This window comes from Bacteroidales bacterium (genome assembly GCA_016709865.1).
Lineage (GTDB): Bacteria > Bacteroidota > Bacteroidia > Bacteroidales > VadinHA17 > LD21.
The window spans coordinates 49,197-69,289 of sequence record JADJLX010000006.1 but is presented as its reverse complement, the minus strand read 5'-3'; the positions used below and the strand labels follow the sequence as shown (position 1 = coordinate 69,289).

At 39.0% G+C, this 20,093-nt stretch carries 18 protein-coding genes; 7 read left to right on the top strand and 11 right to left on the bottom strand.

The genetic code is table 11. The features are described from left to right. Positions 1-3 precede the first annotated feature (3 nt). From IPJ16_16770 to IPJ16_16730, 9 genes are all read right to left on the bottom strand, one after another. Positions 4-933, bottom strand: coding sequence for an ABC transporter ATP-binding protein (locus IPJ16_16770; GenBank protein MBK7628819.1), 930 nt, complete (start codon positions 931-933; stop codon positions 4-6). Beyond that, positions 930-2,555: an NAD(P)/FAD-dependent oxidoreductase gene (locus IPJ16_16765; GenBank protein MBK7628818.1), complete on the bottom strand. Its 1,626-nt coding sequence runs from the start codon at positions 2,553-2,555 to the stop codon at positions 930-932. Before IPJ16_16765 ends, IPJ16_16770 begins: the two co-directional genes overlap by 4 nt. Continuing rightward, the gene (locus tag IPJ16_16760; GenBank protein MBK7628817.1) at positions 2,536-3,495 is read right to left on the bottom strand and encodes an SDR family NAD(P)-dependent oxidoreductase; all 960 of its coding nucleotides are present in this window, start codon (positions 3,493-3,495) and stop codon (positions 2,536-2,538) included. The genes IPJ16_16765 and IPJ16_16760 overlap by 20 nt, the downstream gene beginning before the upstream one ends. A gap of 9 nt (positions 3,496-3,504) precedes the next feature. Further along, the gene (locus IPJ16_16755) at positions 3,505-3,933 is read right to left on the bottom strand and encodes a nuclear transport factor 2 family protein (GenBank protein ID MBK7628816.1); all 429 of its coding nucleotides are present in this window, start codon (positions 3,931-3,933) and stop codon (positions 3,505-3,507) included. A gap of 166 nt (positions 3,934-4,099) precedes the next feature. Beyond that, a complete protein-coding gene (locus IPJ16_16750) occupies positions 4,100-5,014 on the bottom strand; it encodes a TerC family protein (GenBank protein ID MBK7628815.1) in 915 nt (304 codons plus the stop codon). Positions 5,015-5,042: 28 nt separating this feature from the next. Next, on the bottom strand, positions 5,043-6,464 hold the full coding sequence (locus IPJ16_16745) for an SDR family oxidoreductase (protein ID MBK7628814.1): 1,422 nt from the start codon (positions 6,462-6,464) through the stop codon (positions 5,043-5,045). A gap of 204 nt (positions 6,465-6,668) precedes the next feature. After that, the gene (locus tag IPJ16_16740) at positions 6,669-7,316 is read right to left on the bottom strand and encodes a hypothetical protein (protein MBK7628813.1); all 648 of its coding nucleotides are present in this window, start codon (positions 7,314-7,316) and stop codon (positions 6,669-6,671) included. A 64-nt stretch (positions 7,317-7,380) separates the two neighbouring features. Then, positions 7,381-8,607 carry an acyltransferase family protein gene (locus tag IPJ16_16735; protein MBK7628812.1) on the bottom strand — a complete coding sequence of 409 codons (1,227 nt, stop codon included), beginning with the start codon at positions 8,605-8,607 and terminating at the stop codon, positions 7,381-7,383. Between the two features lie 143 nt (positions 8,608-8,750). Further along, a complete protein-coding gene (locus IPJ16_16730) occupies positions 8,751-9,923 on the bottom strand; it encodes an AraC family transcriptional regulator (protein MBK7628811.1) in 1,173 nt (390 codons plus the stop codon). Positions 9,924-10,209: 286 nt separating this feature from the next. On the opposite strand from IPJ16_16730, the gene IPJ16_16725 reads away from it, so the two are divergent. The 7 genes from IPJ16_16725 to IPJ16_16695 are packed head-to-tail and all read left to right on the top strand — an operon-like array spanning position 10,210 to position 17,580. Continuing rightward, the gene (locus tag IPJ16_16725) at positions 10,210-11,310 is read left to right on the top strand and encodes a hypothetical protein (protein MBK7628810.1); all 1,101 of its coding nucleotides are present in this window, start codon (positions 10,210-10,212) and stop codon (positions 11,308-11,310) included. Positions 11,311-11,313: 3 nt separating this feature from the next. Beyond that, positions 11,314-12,312, top strand: a complete 999-nt coding sequence (locus IPJ16_16720) for an ABC transporter ATP-binding protein (GenBank protein ID MBK7628809.1) — start codon at positions 11,314-11,316, stop codon at positions 12,310-12,312. Next, positions 12,293-13,351, top strand: coding sequence for an ABC transporter permease (locus tag IPJ16_16715; protein MBK7628808.1), 1,059 nt, complete (start codon positions 12,293-12,295; stop codon positions 13,349-13,351). Before IPJ16_16720 ends, IPJ16_16715 begins: the two co-directional genes overlap by 20 nt. A gap of 60 nt (positions 13,352-13,411) precedes the next feature. Beyond that, positions 13,412-14,338 (top strand): ATP-binding cassette domain-containing protein, encoded by a 927-nt coding sequence (locus tag IPJ16_16710; protein ID MBK7628807.1) that lies wholly within the window; start codon positions 13,412-13,414, stop codon positions 14,336-14,338. A 12-nt stretch (positions 14,339-14,350) separates the two neighbouring features. Continuing rightward, positions 14,351-15,079, top strand: coding sequence for an ABC transporter permease subunit (locus tag IPJ16_16705; GenBank protein MBK7628806.1), 729 nt, complete (start codon positions 14,351-14,353; stop codon positions 15,077-15,079). A gap of 28 nt (positions 15,080-15,107) precedes the next feature. After that, entirely contained in the window at positions 15,108-16,619 is a 1,512-nt protein-coding gene (locus IPJ16_16700; GenBank protein ID MBK7628805.1) for a Gldg family protein, read from the top strand. Further along, on the top strand, positions 16,612-17,580 hold the full coding sequence (locus IPJ16_16695) for a DUF4340 domain-containing protein (protein MBK7628804.1): 969 nt from the start codon (positions 16,612-16,614) through the stop codon (positions 17,578-17,580). The genes IPJ16_16700 and IPJ16_16695 overlap by 8 nt, the downstream gene beginning before the upstream one ends. Before the next feature lie 78 nt (positions 17,581-17,658). Here IPJ16_16695 and IPJ16_16690 read toward each other — a convergent pair whose 3' ends face one another. Beyond that, a complete protein-coding gene (locus tag IPJ16_16690) occupies positions 17,659-18,234 on the bottom strand; it encodes a hypothetical protein (protein ID MBK7628803.1) in 576 nt (191 codons plus the stop codon). A 140-nt stretch (positions 18,235-18,374) separates the two neighbouring features. Further along, the gene (locus IPJ16_16685; protein MBK7628802.1) at positions 18,375-20,027 is read right to left on the bottom strand and encodes a hypothetical protein; all 1,653 of its coding nucleotides are present in this window, start codon (positions 20,025-20,027) and stop codon (positions 18,375-18,377) included. Between the last annotated feature and the right edge of the window lie 66 nt (positions 20,028-20,093).

The window sequence follows — 20,093 nt, the reverse complement described above, 5'->3', positions numbered from 1 at the left end:
AACTTAATCTCTTAGTTCTTTCCCTGTTAATTTCAGATAGATAGATTCCAGATTCGTTCCGCGTGTATAAATTCTTTCGATTACTCCGCCTGCATCCTGAATAAGGTTAGTCATCTTCGAAATTTCATTGCTGATATTCTCACAGTCTATTTCAAGTGTCTTTGTGGTACTGTCAAATCTGATCAATGGATTTGCTGTCAGAATAATGGATAAAGTACTGTCATTGAAGTCTGCCAGTTTTATTGTCAGAAGGTCTTTTGCATCACTTATTTTCCTTAGCTCTTTAAGTGTGCCCAGAGCTATTATACGGCCTACATCAATAATGGCAATCTTATCACAGAACCGCTCGGCTTCTTCCAGATAATGAGTTGTGTATATTATTGTCATCCCATCATTATGCAATCTCTCTATGACCTCAAAAATATGATTTCTGTTCTGGGGATCGACTCCTACCGTAGGCTCATCCAGAACCAGGATCCTGGGATTATGCAGCAGGGAACAGGCAATATTGATCCGGCGCTTCATTCCCCCTGAAAAGGTCTTAATCCTGTCATTTTTTCTGTTTACCAGATCCACTATCTCAAGGGTTCGGTTGACATTATTTACAAGCACCTGTTTCGGGATATCATATAAACCTCCCCAGAACATCAGATTCTCGTAAGCGGAAAGCTCCTCATACAGGGCAATTTCCTGCGGGACGACACCCATGATAAGCTTTATCGTATCACCATCATTATTAATGTTGACCCCGTCAATAATAACATCACCATTATCGGGCTTAACCAAAGTGTTCAGAATATTTACAATTGTTGATTTGCCGGCACCGTTTGGTCCCAGTATCCCAAAGATCTCCCCTTTATTGATACTGAAGCTCATATCTCTTACGGCTTCAATGTTTCCAAAGGATTTCGAAACAGATCTTACTTGTATCATTTTCGGGATTTTGGATTCAGCAATTTTACTTGTTTTAATACCCTGTTTGCAGCAAGTTTCCCGGTTAAAATTGACATGGGTACACCTGCAGGACTATAAGCCCATTGTCCGGCCTGATGAATTGAAGGTATCGGTGTGATTACTGAGCGATCGGAGAACTGAATTTTGTTAATCACCGGCATCTCCTTTTGAAAAGCCCATCCAGTTATACCCCCTTCGGAACTGCCAACTCTGTTTTCTATGCTCAGAGGTGAAAAAGAAAATCGTGAAATAATTTTGTCTTTTAACATCGGGTAGACAGAATCAGATATTACACTCAGAACACGATTCTCAAGTTCTGTTATGAACTCATCAAGCCAGCCGGCTTTCTGAATTTTGCTGAATAAATCATATTCAGCAAGAAAACTGATAATCAGGCCGGTTTTGCCGGGAGGTACCAGATCGGCGTCCTTTAGTCCGGGCACCGATATTTCGTAAGTATTTAATCTGGTAAATTTATCGAGCCAGGCAAGTATTTGTTCTTTATCAGTTTTTTCAAAATTCCTCAGCATGGAATCTAGCTCCTTCCTGTGAATTTCAGCAAGACCCACTTTTGAAGGAGTATAAAAGAAATGTCCGTGAGCAATTTTTCTGAAACTCTCAAGAGGCTGATCCACACCAAGGAACAGAGTAAACACAGAATCGCCTCCACGGTTTTTCAGCATCAGGCTTTTTGATTCTTCGAATTTCGTTTTGATTTTTGGAGCCAATCCTGCTGTTTCAGTTACTTTATAGAATGTTTTTAAATCAGCAGCCCATATCAGATTCTCATATTTATACGAGATATTGTTATGGTCTGTCACAAGACATTTTTCAGCATTAACTTCAGTAATTTTTATCTCTGTCTTTATTTCGCCGCCATATTCAATTACTTTGTTTTTCATTGCTTCCGATAGTTTTCCAACGCCACCTTTGGGATAGAAATAATCGAGATATAATGAAAAATAGCTCATCGCAAAAAAAGCAGGGGTGTTTTTGAAGAAATGCTGTGAGATAATATCCAGGAGAGATTGATTTTTTACAAATTTGCCTAAATAATCCTCAACCGGCATATTAAGCCGGTTTATCTTTCCGACTGTGGTAATAAATTTAGGCAGCCAGGGCAAGAGTTTTTTGAAAAGAAATGCCCTGTCATTCTTTAAATCTTTAAACACCGGATTATCAATGCCATAAAGAACATCCATGTGTTTCATTATCTTCCTTATATTTTTTAAAACCTCATCAATCTCTTCCTTGCTTTCAGGGTAAAACTTTACCAGGAGTTCCCTGTATTTTATTAAGCTGTCTATATTTTCGATATGTAAAATTTCATTTTCTATGCCAAGCGAAACCGGACTTTTTACAACTTCGAGCTGAATGCCCATGTCTTTCAGCATCGGGAAAATAATACCTGCATCCTCAAGGGCTCTTACGCCGGCATCAAAATAAAAGCCATCACGTGTGAATGAATTAACAAGTCCACCGCACTCCCTGTTTTTTTCGACGAGTAATACTTTTTGTCCCGCACGGGAGAGATAAGCTGCAGAAGTCAATCCTGCAATTCCTCCTCCGACAATTATCGTATTATATGAGTTCTCTGACATACTCTTTACTTTTCTCCCATAGTTCGTAAGCTACTTCTCTATCCAGAGCAGGAGGAGCAGGTTCTTCCTGAGTGGTTAAGTTATAAAATTTTCCGCTAACTCCTTCTGTCTCTTTTGAAACTCCAAGATAATACAATGCTTCGGCGGAAATCTGAGGTGATTTTAAAGATTTGTCAAGGAAATTCTTTTTAAACCAACGGTAGACCGGTCCGTTTTCCTGTCCCGTGTCGGTTTTTACTGCTCCCGGATGCATTGCATTAATTGATACGCCGGTATCTTTGAATTGTTCATCAAAAACTATCATTGATAATAGCTGGGCGAGTTTTGCTGAACCATAGCTTCCAAGGCCTGAATACTTACGTTTTTCCCAGTTCAGATCGTCGAGTCTCAATCCCCATGCTGCAAAACGGTGACCTTCAGAGTTAACCATAATAATCCTGGCTCTTTCCTGTGATTTAAGTTTTTCTGTTAAGAGGAAGTTTATAATAAATGAAGAAAGGTACTGAATAACAAATACTTTTTCAAAACCATCGGGAGTTACCTCTCTTTTTGTAAGGTATATACCGGCATTATGTATCAGTACATCAATTGGTTTGTCGAGCTTTGACAGTTCAAGAGCCACTCGGCGGATATCCTGCAAATTGCTCAGGTCTGCAATTTTATATTCGCAGTTTGCACCAAATTCTTGTTTTAACTCTTTACAGAGAGCTTCTGATTTTTGCAAGTTGCGATTAATACAAAGCAAATCAGCTCCGCAGGCAGCATATTTTCTGGCTGTATGGTAGCCGATGCCGGAAGTAGCTCCGGTGATTACGACAAGTTTATTTTTAAAGTCCTCGTCACAGATTTTGGGATCTGAACGGTTGTTTCTTATCATAGCAGAAATGTTCGACCATTCATATTCCCTGAAATATTTAAAGAATTTTTTATTTTTCCCCATAAGTTCTCCCTATCCAAACTTTTTGATTAAGAATTTTCTGTAAGCTTTCCCGAACCTTGGAATATTGTCGAAGATGTCACCCCACAAGTCATAATAATCTCTTTGCTCGGCAATTTTGCCCTCTTCATTCAGAGTCAAGCGGCTGGAGCCATAAAGGATAGAACTCGGATATTTTTTAAAACTAAGGGTCATTTCCCATTCCATAAGAATCACATTATTCTCCATGACAGCATTTACAATTCTCATTTTCAGGTCTTTTGACCGTTTTGTCAGGCGCTCGGTCATTGATGTAAATTCAACGATCCCGCGGATTTCCTGAATGGAATCCCTGAAATATATATTCTCATCATAATAGGGAAGAATGTGTGACCAGTCGGGTTTCCCTTCTGAACTGTATGTTTTGCTCCATAACTCCAAAACCAAATCTTTTGTAAGCATAAGTTATCAGATATTATGTTAACCGGTTATTATTAGCTAAAGCTGTATGTGACCAAGATAAGGAATTATATGCATTTGTAGAATCGCATATGAAAGTACCATTTTCTGCATCTTTGAAATAAATAAAAATCACTAAACTGCTATCAAAAAATTATGATAATAATCTTTATCGGTTTCTTTCTATTTTTAATGATAGGACTATACTGCCGGTAATTATAGCTGCAATAAAAATCAATGACCATTCTATTGGAATTTTATAAACATCGATAAGGAGCATTTTTATTCCAACAAAAACCAGTACTACTGCCAGACCATAACTCAATAACCAGAAACGATGCACTACGCCTGCAAGTGCAAAATAGAGAGAACGTAATCCAAGTATTGCAAACACATTTGAAGTATATACAATAAACTGATCCTGAGTTATTGCCAGTATCGCAGGAATGCTGTCAACTGCAAAAATAAGGTCGGTGGTTTCAATTAATATCAGGACTAAAAATAAAGGAGTTGCATATCTTTTGCCATCCAGTTTTACAATAAAATTATCTTCCTGAAGGTTAGGTGTTACAGGCATGATCTTTTTAAAGAAACTTATTACCGGATTTTTATCGGGTTCAATTTTTGCATTATTGTGGAAGAACATTTTATAGCCTGTATAGATCAGCAATGCACCAAAGAAATAGATTGTAAAATGGAATTTTTCAATGAGTGCAACCCCGGCAAAAATAAAAATCACGCGCATTATTAATGCTCCTAAAATACCCCAGAACAATACTTTATGCTGATATTTAGACGGGATCTGGAAATATGTGAAAATCATTATAAAGACAAAAATATTATCAATACTCAGTGCTTTTTCCACTAAATATCCTGTGAAAAACTCAAGTGCTTGTTGGCGGCCTTTCCAATAGAATATTATTGCATTGAAAATCAATGCGAGACAAACCCAGATTAATGTCCATGTTAATGCTTCCTTGATTGATACTTCATGAGTTTTTCTATGAAAAACACCCAGATCAAGTGCCAGCATGAGCAGCACAAAAGCATTGAAGAGTATCCAGAATATAATTGGTGTCTCCATGATTAATATTTTTAATCTTTTTTGTTAGTTAACGCACGATATTTCTTGACATCCCTTTGAAAATAAATCCATGAAAAGGAAGAACACTATACCAGTATATTCTACCCCACAAGCCTAATGGTCTGAAGGTTGCTTTCTGGTGCAGGATGTTTTCATCATCAATTCTGAATTCGAGCCAGGCTTCACCAGGCAGCTTCATTTCGGCAAATAGCAGCAATCTTTTTTCTTTCCTGTCGGCTATCAGAACCCTCCAGAAATCTAGAGCCTCCCCGGGTGAGATTTCTGTCTGGTTTTTCCTTCCCCTCCTCAGACCAACACCGCCAAACAGCTTATCAATAAAACCGCGGATTACCCAGAGCCAGTCGCCATAATACCAGCCGTTTTTCCCGCCTATTGACCATATTTTATCGAGAGCCCTGTCGCTGTCATTAAGCCGTAGTTTGCGGTAATCAAAAAAGCATCCGTGAACAGGGACTTCAGCATACCTTGCAATTCCATCATTCAGAGTATTGGATGTAAGTGCGTCTTTCCAGCTTGAAGGGACCTGGTTCAATTCAATCTTCTCAAAGGCTTCTTTGATAGCATCCTCATAACTGACAGGAGTAATTCCGAATAACTCTTTCAGGTTATTATCCTTACAGATAACCTCAACTTTCATACTGTCGACAAGGTTTTGTGCAAGTGAATAGGAGGTAGATGTAATGAAATATAACCAGTAAGACGACAGCTTGGGTGTCATAACCGGAACTATGCCAATCCATCGTTTTAAGCCCCTCACAGCTGCAAATCTCAGAAGCATCTGTTTATATGTCATGATATCTGGTCCGCCAATATCATAACTGTTATTAAATGTTGTTTCACTCAGCAGTACTCCTGAAAGGAACTCAATAACATTTCGTACTGCAATAGGCTGCGATCTGGTAGCGAGCCATCTCGGGGCAATCATTACAGGTAGTTTTTCAACCAGGTCGCGTATAATTTCGAAGGATGCACTACCGGAACCAATAATTATTCCTGCCCGGAGTGTTGTTAATGAATACGACCCGGATCCGAGTATTCTTTCTACATTCTTTCTGCTTGTCAGATGTTTGGATAATTTTTCCTCATTTACAATCCCGCTCAGGTAAATAACCTGAAGGGCTTTGGTCTGCTGAATGCAATTCTTAAAATTGACTGCAGATGTCTCCTCCATTGTTTCAAAATTGCCTGAGGAGGTAGACATCGAGTGAATAAGATAGTAAGCAGCATCGATGTCAGATGGAATTATGTTAAGAGTCTCAGGTTTTAAAAAATCTACTTCTATCACAGAAACAGAATCTGACCTGTACTTCGCTGAATCGAACCTGGCTTTATCGCGAACACAACAGATTACCTCATTTCCACTCCCTAATAAGACAGGTAATAATCTTTGTGCAATATAACCTGTTGCTCCTGTTAAAAGTATTCTCATTTGACTTTAATGTTTACGCTAACAATCATGTATGGCGAAAGGTTCTGACTAACACTCTTGTTTAGAGAGCCTGATTTTCATAAAGGTAAGCGTTTTGCAGATCAAAAGGTCATAAAATGACCATTGGTTTGAATAAGCAAAGCGAGAGTATTGGCTCTCGCTTTGTTTCAGCTCTGTGAAGGTGCCTGCCAGAAATTATTTACTCTACTTCTTCCGGGCTTTAATGAATTTCAAACCAATATTGAAATTCAATCCGCTGAGATCCTCATTTGTGACCTGGGTTATCCTGACATTTTCATTATTCTCTTCGAGTCCGGATACATACCTGTAACTTACTCCTGCAACCAGGGTTACTCTTCTGCTCAGATTGGCTTCAATGTTCAGACCAGGCTCCATAACAAAGAACGGGGCACCTGAAATATTCCAGAAGTTATCCAGAAGCCCTCTCTTCGGATTCTCATAGTCTTTTGTCGTTCCATAAGCCAGAAGCATCTGACCACTATAGTGCACAACCTCTCCCGGATTGAAGATATACTGTGCCATTCCTCCGAAGTATCCGTAGTTTACCCTTGGATGGCCAAGATTTACTCCTCCTGAAATGCCAATCAGGAAAGAACGGTTAATCAAAGCACCACCGTAGAATCCTACCAGGGTGCCAATATCGCCCTGTATAGAATTTATCTTCACTTCAGGGGTCCAGAGTTCATCAACTGTAAGATTATCCCTGAACAAGGATTTAAATGATTCTTCTTCCTGTCCTGATACATTTACAGAAAGGAACATAAGAGCAACAATCATAACTGAGATGATTTTGTTCATACTGACTTTTTGATTTTTAGTTTTTGTTTTCATTGTTTTTGTTTTTAAGTTCATATTAGTTAATGTGATGATTATTAAATTTTAGGAGCAGATTATCTTAGCTGGCTTTTTGTCTGATTTCTGTGAAAGAGGTGTTTGACTCTGCTGCAACCGGACTTAAAACAAGATTGGTTTCTGGTTCCGTTTTCTCTTTACGGATCATCTTCATCCCAAAGACTAGTCTTAATAGATTTACTCGGTAAATAAGCAGCCAGTAGAGTCCGGCTGTTATGGCGAAACTTGTCAGGGTGATCAATCCAAATTTCAGAAAAACAGGGATCTGGAGGCCAACCATGTTATATCCTACTACCACAATTACCGGTTGATGCAGAAGGTAAAAGGGGAATATTGCTTCATTTGCAAGTTTCCTGAATTTTGAATCCCTGTTGAGATAGTGTTTTGCAAAACCAAGGGCAGTAATTCCGCACGTAAGAGCTATAAAAATTGTGCAAACATCCCATATTATTTCACTGGTGCGCTCCGATCCCGCTAGCGGCGGAACACTGAACATTATAATTGTTACTGCAACTGTCTCTGCCAGATATAAAAACCGCTGCTTCCTGATAGACTCAGCTATATTTTTATTTGGCACCAATATAAAGCCCGACATGAAAAAGATTATATAGAATGTCATTGAAGCCCAGTCGTTAACGAGAGCGTTTGTGTTCACCTCGAAATAGTTGCGCAGTATAATCTGTGAGAGGAGCAAAGGGATTAACAGGACATTAAGTGCAAGCGGCTTTGTGACAACTCTTTCTGTTCTGACAATGAACTTCGCGAACCGTTCACTCCTTAACATTCCCAGGAAGGGTGAAATTACAAGTGCTATAAAAAATAAGTATACTATGAACCATAAATGGTGCCAGCTGAAATTACCCTGAGGATAAAAACCTTCAAACATATGAGTATAGAAATCGGGCAATGAGGTGTAAGATGAGGCTTTTTCAATATATACCTGTACGGGTACGAGAGTAAAAACCCCGACCATAATTGGAATAAAGAGTCGCTTGAACCTCTCTCCAAGATATTGGGCTGATGTTCTTTTCCCCAGTGCAAAGTATGTTCCTGCACCGGATATGAGAAATAACAGAGGCATTCTCCAGTAGTGCAGAAATGCCATAACATCCTGTAATAACCCGGCATATTGCTGATCATTCTTTACATGCCAGTCCCATGTATTGAATATCATTCCTATGTGGAACAGGAATACACTTAATATAAGAAGTATGCGTAACCAGTCAATGTAAAACTGACGTTCGGTTTTCTGATTTGTGCAAGTTGTCATTTTTGTCTGATTTAAATTTCATGACAAACATACACGTGCAATTTGAGGTGATTAGAATCAGCCTATCGGAACGATGTACGGCCCTATCGGATCATATGTTTTCAGAGATGATGCTGTTAATTAAATAACAGAGATAGAGATGATTACAGATTGGTTAATGATTTTCTGTATTCTGATGGAGTTTGTGAAGTAATTGTCTTAAATGCATTATTAAAGGAGGATTTTGAATTGTATCCTACCAGATCTGCCAGCTCTTCAACAGTAAGTTTTGAGTCCTTATCTTTCTCAATAAGTTTTTTCGCATGGGCTACGCGGTAACCTGCCAGCAATTCAAAAAAGTTCTTATTCAGTTTCTCGTTTATCACCTGTGAAACATGATGAGAACTTTCATTTATCTGTTTTGCAAGACCGCTAAGGGAAGCCAGGTTATTTGAAAAATAAGAGTTCCCTTCCATTTCCTTCTTGATCTTGGATAGTATCAGTTCTTTGTTTTCTTCAGAAAGGGATGATTTCTGATATTTCATTGTCGGGAAAGTGAGAAAAGAACCGGGCTGATAGAAGAATTCTGACCTGTTCAGTACCTGGTAGCTGGTGGAATATATCATGAAAGAAATATATGCAGCAATAAGGTATCCTCCTAAATCGCTACCCATGCCAAAATATAACTTGGTGGAAATATAAATGATAAAGATCAAAAGGAAGTGGATAAAGAAATTACGCAATACAATCAATCCTTCATTATCTGTATTAAATAAACTGTGACCAAGCGACCTGAATTTTTTTGTTATAACTATAATCACAGCAGTTAAGTAAATTACTAACTGAATTGCTGTCTGTTGGTTACAATAAGATCTTATACCCAGCGGATCATCAGGGATCCTGGCGGACACATCAAGCATATCCCAATCGGGATGCTTTGTCATTACGTATGAATTATATTTAAATTCGTTTGTCTGTACAAACTGAAATACCATATATAACAGCCAGAAAATTGCAATAATAAAATGTGGCCAGTCTTTTTTCTTCCTTTCGGGATTGAGACTTGTAACCACATACAGATATAGCAGTGGAGCAAAAGTAAAATTTGTTGGTTCGCTGAAATTTGTTATCGCCAGAACTTTAACGATATAACCTGTATTATTAAGCCACTCTTCAAAAATATTGAGCGACAGGAAAAGCAAAAGAAGACCCTGGTATAAATTAGCCTTCTTATCCTTTTGTCCTCTTTTTATAAAGAACCACGATAAAAACAGCCCCTGAAACACACCGAGGAAAATGAATACATCAATTACACTTATACTGATGTCTGTTCTCATGGGAGTATTTATAAAAGTATCCCGGCAGATTTTCCAACAATGTACCAAATTTAAAAATTTGTAATCAATTACCAGCAATTTTAAATGAATAGAGTATTATGAATGGTTTATGACTGGAAAATATTTTTAACAAAAAATTAAGATTTCCTAAACTATTTTTTAAAACTTAATTTTTTCAAAAAAAAAATCTGCATTTTATTTTTGCCTCCATTAAAAATATTACGGAGGATTTATTATGTTATCTCAGACTAAACATTTAAGATTCTTGATAACTTTCGTTGTATGCATGTTATCACTTTCCGGTTCAGCTGGAACAATGGCAGACAGTGTTATTCTCTACACCCCTTACACCAAAATCAGTGTTTCTCCGGGTCAATCTGTCGAATATACAGTCGATCTGATAAATAACACGAAGGAGATCATTACTGCTGATCTTTCTCTCAGAGGATTACCTTCTGGATGGAATTATAGTATAAAATACAGTGTATATAATATCAGGCAGTTATCAGTTCTCTCAGGCGATAAAAGGAGCATAAATCTCACCATAGCAGTACCTGTTAAAGTCAATAAGGGAAGCTATTTCATAAGGCTGGTTGCCGGAAATATCTGCGAATTGCCACTTACAATAACTGTGTCAGAACAGGGAACTTTTAAAACCGAGTTTTCGACTGATCAGGCTAACATCCAGGGTAATACTACATCGGTATTTACCTATCAGGCCCTGCTCAGAAACAGTACAGGAGAGAAGCAGCTCTACACTATAACGGGAGATGAACCTCCGGGATGGAATGTCGTTTTTAAATATAATGGCCAGCAGGTAACCTCCGTGGAAGTTAAAGAAAACAGCAATGCAAGTATTAATATAGAAGTTGATCCGCCTGATATGATAGAAGCAGGAACATACAGAATCCCTATTCATGCAGCAAATAACTCATCGTCAGCAGATCTTATTCTTGAGTCGGTTATCAAAGGATCATTCGGCATGGAGTTAACCACTCCGACTGGGTTGCTTAGCACATCGATTACTGCCGGCGATCAGAGACAGATAGAGCTTGTCGTCAGAAACACCGGTTCCTCTGAACTTAAAGGAGTTCAATTCTCAGCTGCTAATCCTGTGAACTGGGATGTGACCTTTGATCCAAAGAAAATAGATCTCATTCAGCCTGGTAAAAGTGCCCAGGTCTTTGCAACAGTAAAAGCAGCTAAAAATGCAATTGCAGGAGATTATGTAACAAATATCGAGGCCAAAACACCGGAAATCAGTGCAAAAGCTCAATTCAGAATCTCAGTTGAAACTTCAATGCTCTGGGGTTGGATGGGAGTTTTGATCATTGCAGCAGCATTAGGCAGCGTATACTATTTGTTCCGCAAGTATGGAAGGAGGTGATCAGTGGATCAAAGTATTATTGAACTGACCAGTCTGACAAAAAAATACGGGTCATTTACTGCAGTTGACGATCTCAATCTGACAATAAAAAAAGGGGAGATCTTTGGTCTGCTTGGCCCCAACGGGGCAGGCAAATCTACTACAATCCTTATGATGCTTGGGCTTACAGAACCAACATCCGGATCGGTAAGCGTGTGCGGAATCAATTCCACAACAAATCCGATTGAGGTAAAAAGAAAAGTAGGATATTTGCCTGAGGATGTGGGCTTTTACGACAATTACACGGGATTTGAAAACCTTCTTTATACTGCCCGTTTAAATTCAATGTCATTAAGCACTGCTAAAAAAGAGGCTGATCAACTTCTTGAAAAGGTTGGTCTGACAAATGAGAAGGAAAAGAAAGCAGGAAAGTATTCAAGGGGAATGAGGCAAAGGCTTGGATTGGCAGATGTGCTTATTAAAAAGCCCGAAGTTATAATTCTCGACGAACCGACTCTCGGCATTGATCCGAAAGGCGTTGAAGAGTTTCTTGAGCTGATCCTAAGCCTCAGCAGGGAAGAGGGCAGAACGGTCCTCCTGTCTTCTCATCATCTTCACCAGGTTCAGGAAATCTGCGACAGGATAGGACTGTTCGTCGGAGGCAGACTGATAGCTGAAGGCGATATTAAGTCGTTATCGCAGAAACTCTTTTCTGAGGAACTGATTAAGATCGAAGCAGGGATCAATAAAGATTTGCAAATTAAGGCAGATGCTGATCCGGGAGAGTCAGTCACAGATATTCTTGTTAATTCTTTGAAAGCTGTTACCGGTGTAATAAATGTTGATCCTGTTGGTAATGTTTTGCACATTGGTTGCAGCCACGATGTTACAGAAGAAATTGTTGAGACAATTGTCCGGTCGGGTACAGGTATCAGGTATCTCAACAAAAAGGAGTATGGATTGAATGATATCTATAATCGTTATTTTGAAGGAGTTGAAAGCCATGAGCAGCACATCAGATAATGTTCAGAGCGTTGAAGGACAAAATAGACCAGGTAAGAAACGTTTATTCGCCAGCTCTTCTTTTATTGCTTGGTTCAAAACTGATGAAAGAATAATTCATCCGTTCAGAGTGATCGTTGGCAAGGAAATGTCGGACCATATCCGCAGCTGGCGTTTTATAATATTGCTGTCGCTTATTGCACTTACCTGTCTGGCTTCAGTTTACACAGGATTAGCAGGAATTGGGGCAAAGTTAAATTCAACAGATTCAGGAAGTCCATATTTTTTTCTTTTATTATTCACTTCTTCAGATGGCACTCTGCCACCATTTTTTGTATTTGTGAGTTTTCTGGGACCTTTGCTGGGAATCAGTCTTGGATTTGACGCAATTAACTCCGAACAAACACATGGAACATTAAGCAGGATCTTAGCACAGCCAATTCATCGCGATTACATCATTAACGCAAAATTCCTCTCAGCGTTAAACATCATAAGCGTAATGTTCTTTTCACTTGGTTTTCTGGTGATGGGAGCAGGGCTAATACTAACTGGTATTCCTCCTACATCGGAAGAGTTTCTAAGGATTGTCTGCTTCCTTATGTTAAGTATTTTATACGTTTCATTCTGGCTTAATCTGTCCATCCTGTTTTCCGTAAGGTTTCGTCAGCCTGCAACATCGGCTTTGGCAGGAATAGCAGTATGGCTGTTTTTCACTGTCTTTTACAGCATAATTGTCAGTCTGATAGCCAGGGCTGCATCTCCATCGGAAACAGCTTCAGTTCAGCAGGTTGCAGGATATCAGGAGATGATTCTGAATATGTTGCGTGTTCTTCCAAGTCAGCTTTACAGTGATGCAACTACTACCCTGCTGGTGCCGACTGTAAGAAGTCTTGGTCCGTTGACAATGGAACAGATTGTGGGAGCCATTCCCGGGCCACTGCCACTCGGACAGAGCCTGTTACTTGTCTGGCCTCAGATCACAGGCCTGATTGCTTCCTCGATACTTTGTTTTGTGTTTTCCTATATCTCATTTATGAAGAAAGAGATCCGTTCTAGATGATAATGAAATTTAAAATATGAAGCTTCATCTTATTACTAATATTCAATAAACCAGTCATATATGGATATAGTTGTTAAGAATCTGACAAAAAAATTTGGTGCCCAGAAAGCTGTTGACAATATTTCGCTTAAGGTGGCAACAGGAGAGATCCTTGGATTTCTGGGTCCTAACGGAGCCGGGAAAACCACTACAATGAAAATATTAACAAATTTCATTTCAGCAGATGAAGGGGAGGTGTATATCGGTGGCATGTCGCTGAAAGAGGATCCGTACGAAATAAAAAAGCACATAGGGTACCTTCCCGAGAACAATCCTTTATATCAGGATATGGCAGTTATGGATTATCTGGAGTTTTGTGCGCTTATCCATGGTATCAATAAAAACCGTGTAAATACAAGGGTTGCTGAAATGATCAGGATTACAGGCCTGAACAAGGAAAAACATAAAAAAATAGGAGAACTTTCAAAAGGTTACAGGCAAAGAGTGGGGTTGGCACAGGCCATGATCCACGATCCTGAAATTCTGATACTTGATGAACCAACATCAGGCCTCGATCCGAACCAGATTGCTGAGATAAGAAAACTGATTCGCGAACTGGGACGGGAAAAAACGGTTATTCTCAGCACACATATCCTGCCGGAAGTTGAGGCTACATGCGACAGGATCTTCATTATCAATAAAGGCAGGATCGTTGCCGATGGTACTGCAGAGACTCTGAGAAAACAGGCGCAGGGAACAGACATTATCAGGGTGAGGATTGAAGATGGAGATGCCAACAAGGTATTTAAATCGCTTCAGGCTCTGAAGAATGTCAAAATAGTTGATTTTGCAGACCGTCAGATGAACAGGTTTGATGTACACTGCACAACAGAGGATGTTAAAAGACAGATTTTCAGAATGTGTGTTGATAACAAATGGGTCATGACAGAGATGACACCTCTTGAAACAAAACTTGAAGACATCTTCAGGGAACTTACTATGAATTAATAGCTGGAAATTATGAATACTTTCTGGATAATAACAAAACGTGAATTGAGTTCATTTTTTGATTCGCTTATAGCCTTTATAATGATTATACTTTTCCTTGGATTCACAGGATTTTTCACCTGGATCTCAGGTTCGGATATTTTCCTTATAGGGCAGGCCAGCCTCCGTTCATTCTTTGCAATTGCCTACTGGACCCTTTTCTTTTTCATACCAGCACTCACGATGAGAATGCTTGCTGAAGAAAAGAAATCAGGAACAATTGAAATGCTTCTTACCAAACCGGTAACTGACAGACAGGTAATTCTCGGAAAATACCTGGCAACACTGTTACTTATTGCTATAGCCCTTTTATTCACACTACCCTATGTTGTAACAGTAGCAAAAATCGGCAATATAGATGCCGGAGGAACAATCTGCGGTTACCTGGCTCTTTTGTTAATCAGTGCAGCATATGCAAGTATCGGACTATTCTCCAGCAGTATTACCAATAACCAGATTGTGGCTTTTCTTACAGCGTTGTTCATTGGAATATTCTTCCATTTTTTGTTCCAGATGATAGCCTCCGGAATGAAGGGGCTGGTCGGACAGATAATTAACTCATTCAGTATGACAGTTCATTTTGAAAGCCTCTCCCGTGGGGTGCTCGATTCGAAGGACCTGATCTATTTTGCATCGGTTATCTTCCTCGGTTTATTTCTTACTGAGGTTTCACTTTCAAAACGTAATGCATTTAACGGTTAAGTGGTAAAACTTCAAAATCAAGACTATTATGAAGAGTGTAAAAATATCGACTTATATACTACTGATAGTTGCAATAATTCTGATAGTAAACATTCTGTCGGATAATTACTTTTTCAGAATTGATCTTACCGAAGGAAGAGAATTTACGCTGAGTAAAGCTACCCGGAATATTCTGAGCAATCTTGAAGAACCGGTTACAATTAATGCATACTTTTCAAATGATCTTCCTGCTAATATTGGCAATATTTCAGGAAACCTGAAGGATATGTTAATTGAATATAGCCAACGTTCGGCTGGTATGGTTGTTTACAGGTTCATCAATCCAAATGAGAAGGAAACTCTTGAACAGGAAGCTGTTAAAAACGGTATTCAGCCTGTTATGATCAATGTAAGGGAAAAAGACCAGGTAAAACAGCAGAAAGCTTTTATGGGAGCAGTTGTTTCTGTTGGTGACAGAAAAGAAGTAATCCCTTTTTTCCAGCCCGGTGCAGCAATGGAATATGCGTTATCAACAGCTATCAAAAAACTGTCTGTCACGTTTAAGCCGGGGGTAGCATTTATTGAAGGCCATGGTGAGCCGGCACTTAATGAAATAAGTCAGGCTTATTCCCATCTGAGTGTTTTGTACCAGGTTGAATCATATAAACTTACAGATACTGCTGAAATACCTGCCAATTTCAAGACAATTGCAATTGTCAGACCAACTGATACTATTCCACCCATGCAGCTTAAAAGACTCGATAGCTTTCTTGCCCGTGGTGGAAATATCTTTCTTGCTCTGAACAGGGTTGATGGTGATTTTTCAACAACAACCGGCAAGCCGGTAAGCAATGGTATGGAAAACTGGCTTTTGCAGAAAGGTTTAAGCATTTCTGACAACTTTATTGTTGATGCGAGTTGTGGTGCTGTAAATGTTCAGCAACAGCAGGGTAATTTCATGATGTCTACACAGATCTCATTCCCTTATTTGCCTGTTATCAAGAAGTTTGGACAGAATCCTGTTGTTAAAGGACTTGAGTCGGTAAATCTGCAATTCGCCAGTCCGATAACATTCACTGGTGATACAACGAAAAAATTCATTCCACTGGCTTATACTTCTGAAAAATCAGGCAGCCTGAGAGCTCCTTTATATTTTGATATTCAGAAGCAATGGACACAGAATGACTTCCCAATGTCCGATTTGGTTGTGGCAGGAATTGTTGAAGGGAAACTGTCAGGCGACATGAATTCCAGGCTGATAGTTGTATCAGATGGAGATTTTGCGGTAAACGGGCAACAGAGAGGAGTACAACTCCCTCCTGATAATGTAAGCCTCCTTGTTAACTCAATTGATTGGCTTTCTGATGAGACCGGACTAATTGATCTGAGAACAAAAGAGGTAACATCAAGACCTATTAAAGAGGTAGCTGATGGCACGAGGGCATTTCTCAAGTGGTTTAATTTCATTGCTCCGGTAGTCCTGATCCTGGTATATGGGCTTATAAGGATGCAGGTCAACCGCAATAAACGCATTAAAAGAATGGAGGTAAATTATGAGTAAGAGGTTTGATAACAAAAAGCTGATTTATGTTCTTGGTATCCTGGTGGTTATTCTCTTATTTACTTTTGTTTTTAAGGTTCCCAAAGATAATGCCACACTTAAAGGATCACTTGTTGATCTCGATACCACTGCAGTTACTAAAATCATACTTTATCCAAAGACAAGTACCGGAGAACCTTTTGAATTTGTAAAAGAAAAAGACAGATGGACAGTAAGACAGGGTAATATAATCTCCAATCCTGCATCAGGATCAGTTCAGAACATATTCAATGATATTATCTCAATAAAACCACAGAGCCTTGCAGCAGTTGATGAGGCACGTTGGAAAGAATTTGAACTTACCGACAGCCTCGCAGTACGAGTGAAATTTTTAAATAGTAAAGGCAAAAAGCTTACTGATATCCTGATAGGCAAATTAACCTATAAACAGGTAGCAAATCCATATGGGTATTCTGGGGGTAACAATATTGAAGGGACATCTTATGTAAGGGTTTATGGTGAAAAGGAAGTATATGCTGTTGACGGATTCCTTTCTTTTACATTTAATGGCAAATTCTCTGACTGGCGCGATAAGACCATATTCAGGTGCAGGAAGGAAGATATTCTCAATGTTAAATTTGTGTTTCCCGGTGACAGCAGTTATACTCTCACTAAAAAGGATGCAGGCTGGTTTGCCGGCAATGAGAAGGCAGATTCAACTACCGTTTCTAACTTCCTGAATTCATTGGCGAACCTAAACGGACAGGAATTTGCTGATGGTTTTAAACCTGTTTCGAATCCCGATTATCAGATCATTATAGAAGGTAATAATCTTTTGAATTCTTCAGTCAGATGCTATAGAAATGGTGCAGGAGAAAATTACGTTCTTGTTTCCAGTCTTAATCCTGAAAGTAACTTTTCCAGCAATCGGAATGGGTTATTCAGTCAGATCATAAAAGACAAAAATTATTTTATAAAGTAAAAGAAGATTCAGCAGGTCTTATTAAAGCTTTTTGATGCCCGGGGACTAAGTGCCGTAAGGGCTACGGTACTTATAATTTTACAATTTCGTAAAAGAGTCGCTGAAACCACTTGTATTTATGCTGAAATTATAAATTTTAGTTCCCGGATCTTTTACCTCAACAGTAACAATACCACTGTTTTGCAACAGAAAGATTCTGAACTGGCTGTAATCGTTATTGTTTTTTTCAATCATGATACCTCCCGAGCTATTCCATCTTCTGGTAGAAGTCATCTGAAGTTCCACTCCTTCAGAATTTGTCATTTTAATCTGAACAGGCTCACTGAATTTTTCAGAAGGGCTTGATTTTTTCATCTCATGGAGGAATATTCCGGCACTTTCCTTATTAACAAGCACCTCGGCATAGAGGTAGTTGTTGGTTTTCGTTGAATCTGAAAACACTCCTTCAGTAACGAATCTTACAAACTTTGTTCCCACTGTTTCTCCTTCCTTTGGCGCAAAAGAACTGATTATCCAGGGATTAGCCACAGGTTTAGGAGCAACCGTCTTAGGTTTAACATTTGAATCATTTGTGACTGGTTTTTTCTCTGGAGCTGGCGGATTGCTACAGCCGGAAAGAATAATGAGAAGGAGAAATATTAGTCTTTTGAACATGTAAAAAGTTTTAAATATGTAAATAGTATTATTTGTGCAATGTTTAATATTTTATCTGATTTAACAACAAATTACAGGTTTTTTCCGATTCATGATTTTAAAATTTAATGATTGACATAATTTCAAACCTGTTTTTTTAACTAGCGGTCGGATATTATCTTTACATTTCTGAACATGAATGGATTATCGCTTATTCTCAGGGTCTTGCCGCTAGCAACTGTCACTTTTGTGAGAACTACTTGCCTTGTTATGACATAGGGAAATTTTTCCACGTATGTATCGCTGATATATTCCGGATTAAAATTTCCAAAAATTGTGGGACCCTTGTAGTTTTCAGAATAATTTGAGTCTTCAATCCGGAGGTTTTCGATAGTGATCCGTTCAGGCATATAGCAGGTATAACCAAAATCATGTTGCCCTGAATAGGAGCCTCCAATAATATTTGTGCCTGTTGTTTTACCTGCAGAAGGAACAAGTACACAATTACTGATATAAAACTCTCCCTGCCAGGTACTTCCGTAATCCGAGCGCAGATTAATCAGGTTTCTTGAATATATTGTACAATTTTCCACTTTAAAGGTACCGCTTCCAATTGCGTTGATGCCCTGATGTCCGAGGGTTGAATTACGAATTGTGGCATTGGCTACTCCCATGTGGGCATCAAATCTTGATAAGATGCAATTGTCATAAAGAAGGTTTTTGCAGTAATTGGAACCAAATATTCCCCAGTACTTGTTGTCTCTGATGTCATTAGTCTGTGTGCAGTTGATAAATGACACATTGAGAGCCCGGTTTATTGATATGTCGTATGTTCCCATTGATACTGAAACTCCTGCAGCACCGATTGTTACATAAACTTTATGACCTGTGAGAATTGTATTACTGACCGTAACGTAGGCACAATCGCCGATATTAATGAAACCCCCATAAGGTGCTCCATGATCTCCTTCACCTGTTATCCGGTGTTCCATTCCGGTCAGCAGAACATTTGAACGCCTGATTGCTATTCCACGGCTGTAGTAATTATATTTCGATTCGGCGCTGTTGGCAATGGTGGTGAATAATCCTCCTTTGACAGTAAGTGGCGTTTCATCAATCGGAAGGGCGGTAATATCTGTTATCTGATCGAAATCCCAGATTATCGGTGCATTCATATCCACTTTACCATCCTTGTTAACTATAAATATATCCGTTTGAGATGAACCGTTATTCTGATTTGCTCCATACCTTATGTATCGTTTTACGTTGGAATTAGTGACGGTTACCAGACATGTCTGTGGAAAAGAAACATTAAGCTTGTCCTGGTTTCTATTAAGCGAAGTAATTCCTGAAGGTTTGAAACTCTGCAGACCTGAACTGACAATAAAAACATTTGCATTCCTGTTTTGTACTTCAGAATCGTCAATCACAAATGAAGCTTTTCCGAAATCGGTATCGGTCCTGATAACAGCTGAACGGTTCTTTCCGCTGATATAGTAAGTTGCATCATCGCTGGCTTTGACAGGTAGTCCCTGTTGATTTGCAACAGCATGTGCAGCTGCTATTGCGTCTATATCGTCTGTTTTGCCGTCGCCTATAGCTCCGAAGTCACTGTAGCTTACAAACCCGGCGCTCTTAAATTTAACCACATCCTCACGAGATACATTGATTAATAATTCCCCGTTCTCTCCTGTCCGGACGAGAGTTTTTTCATTTTCAGATGTTATTACAATATTATCGGTAAGGCCTTTGGTCTGGCTGTGTGAAACATTTAACACACTGGAAAACAGGAATAATATAAATATTTTTTTCATAAGAAGATTCATTAGTTTTATTCAGTCCAAATAGATTGTCAGATAATAAATCCGGGTGTATAGATA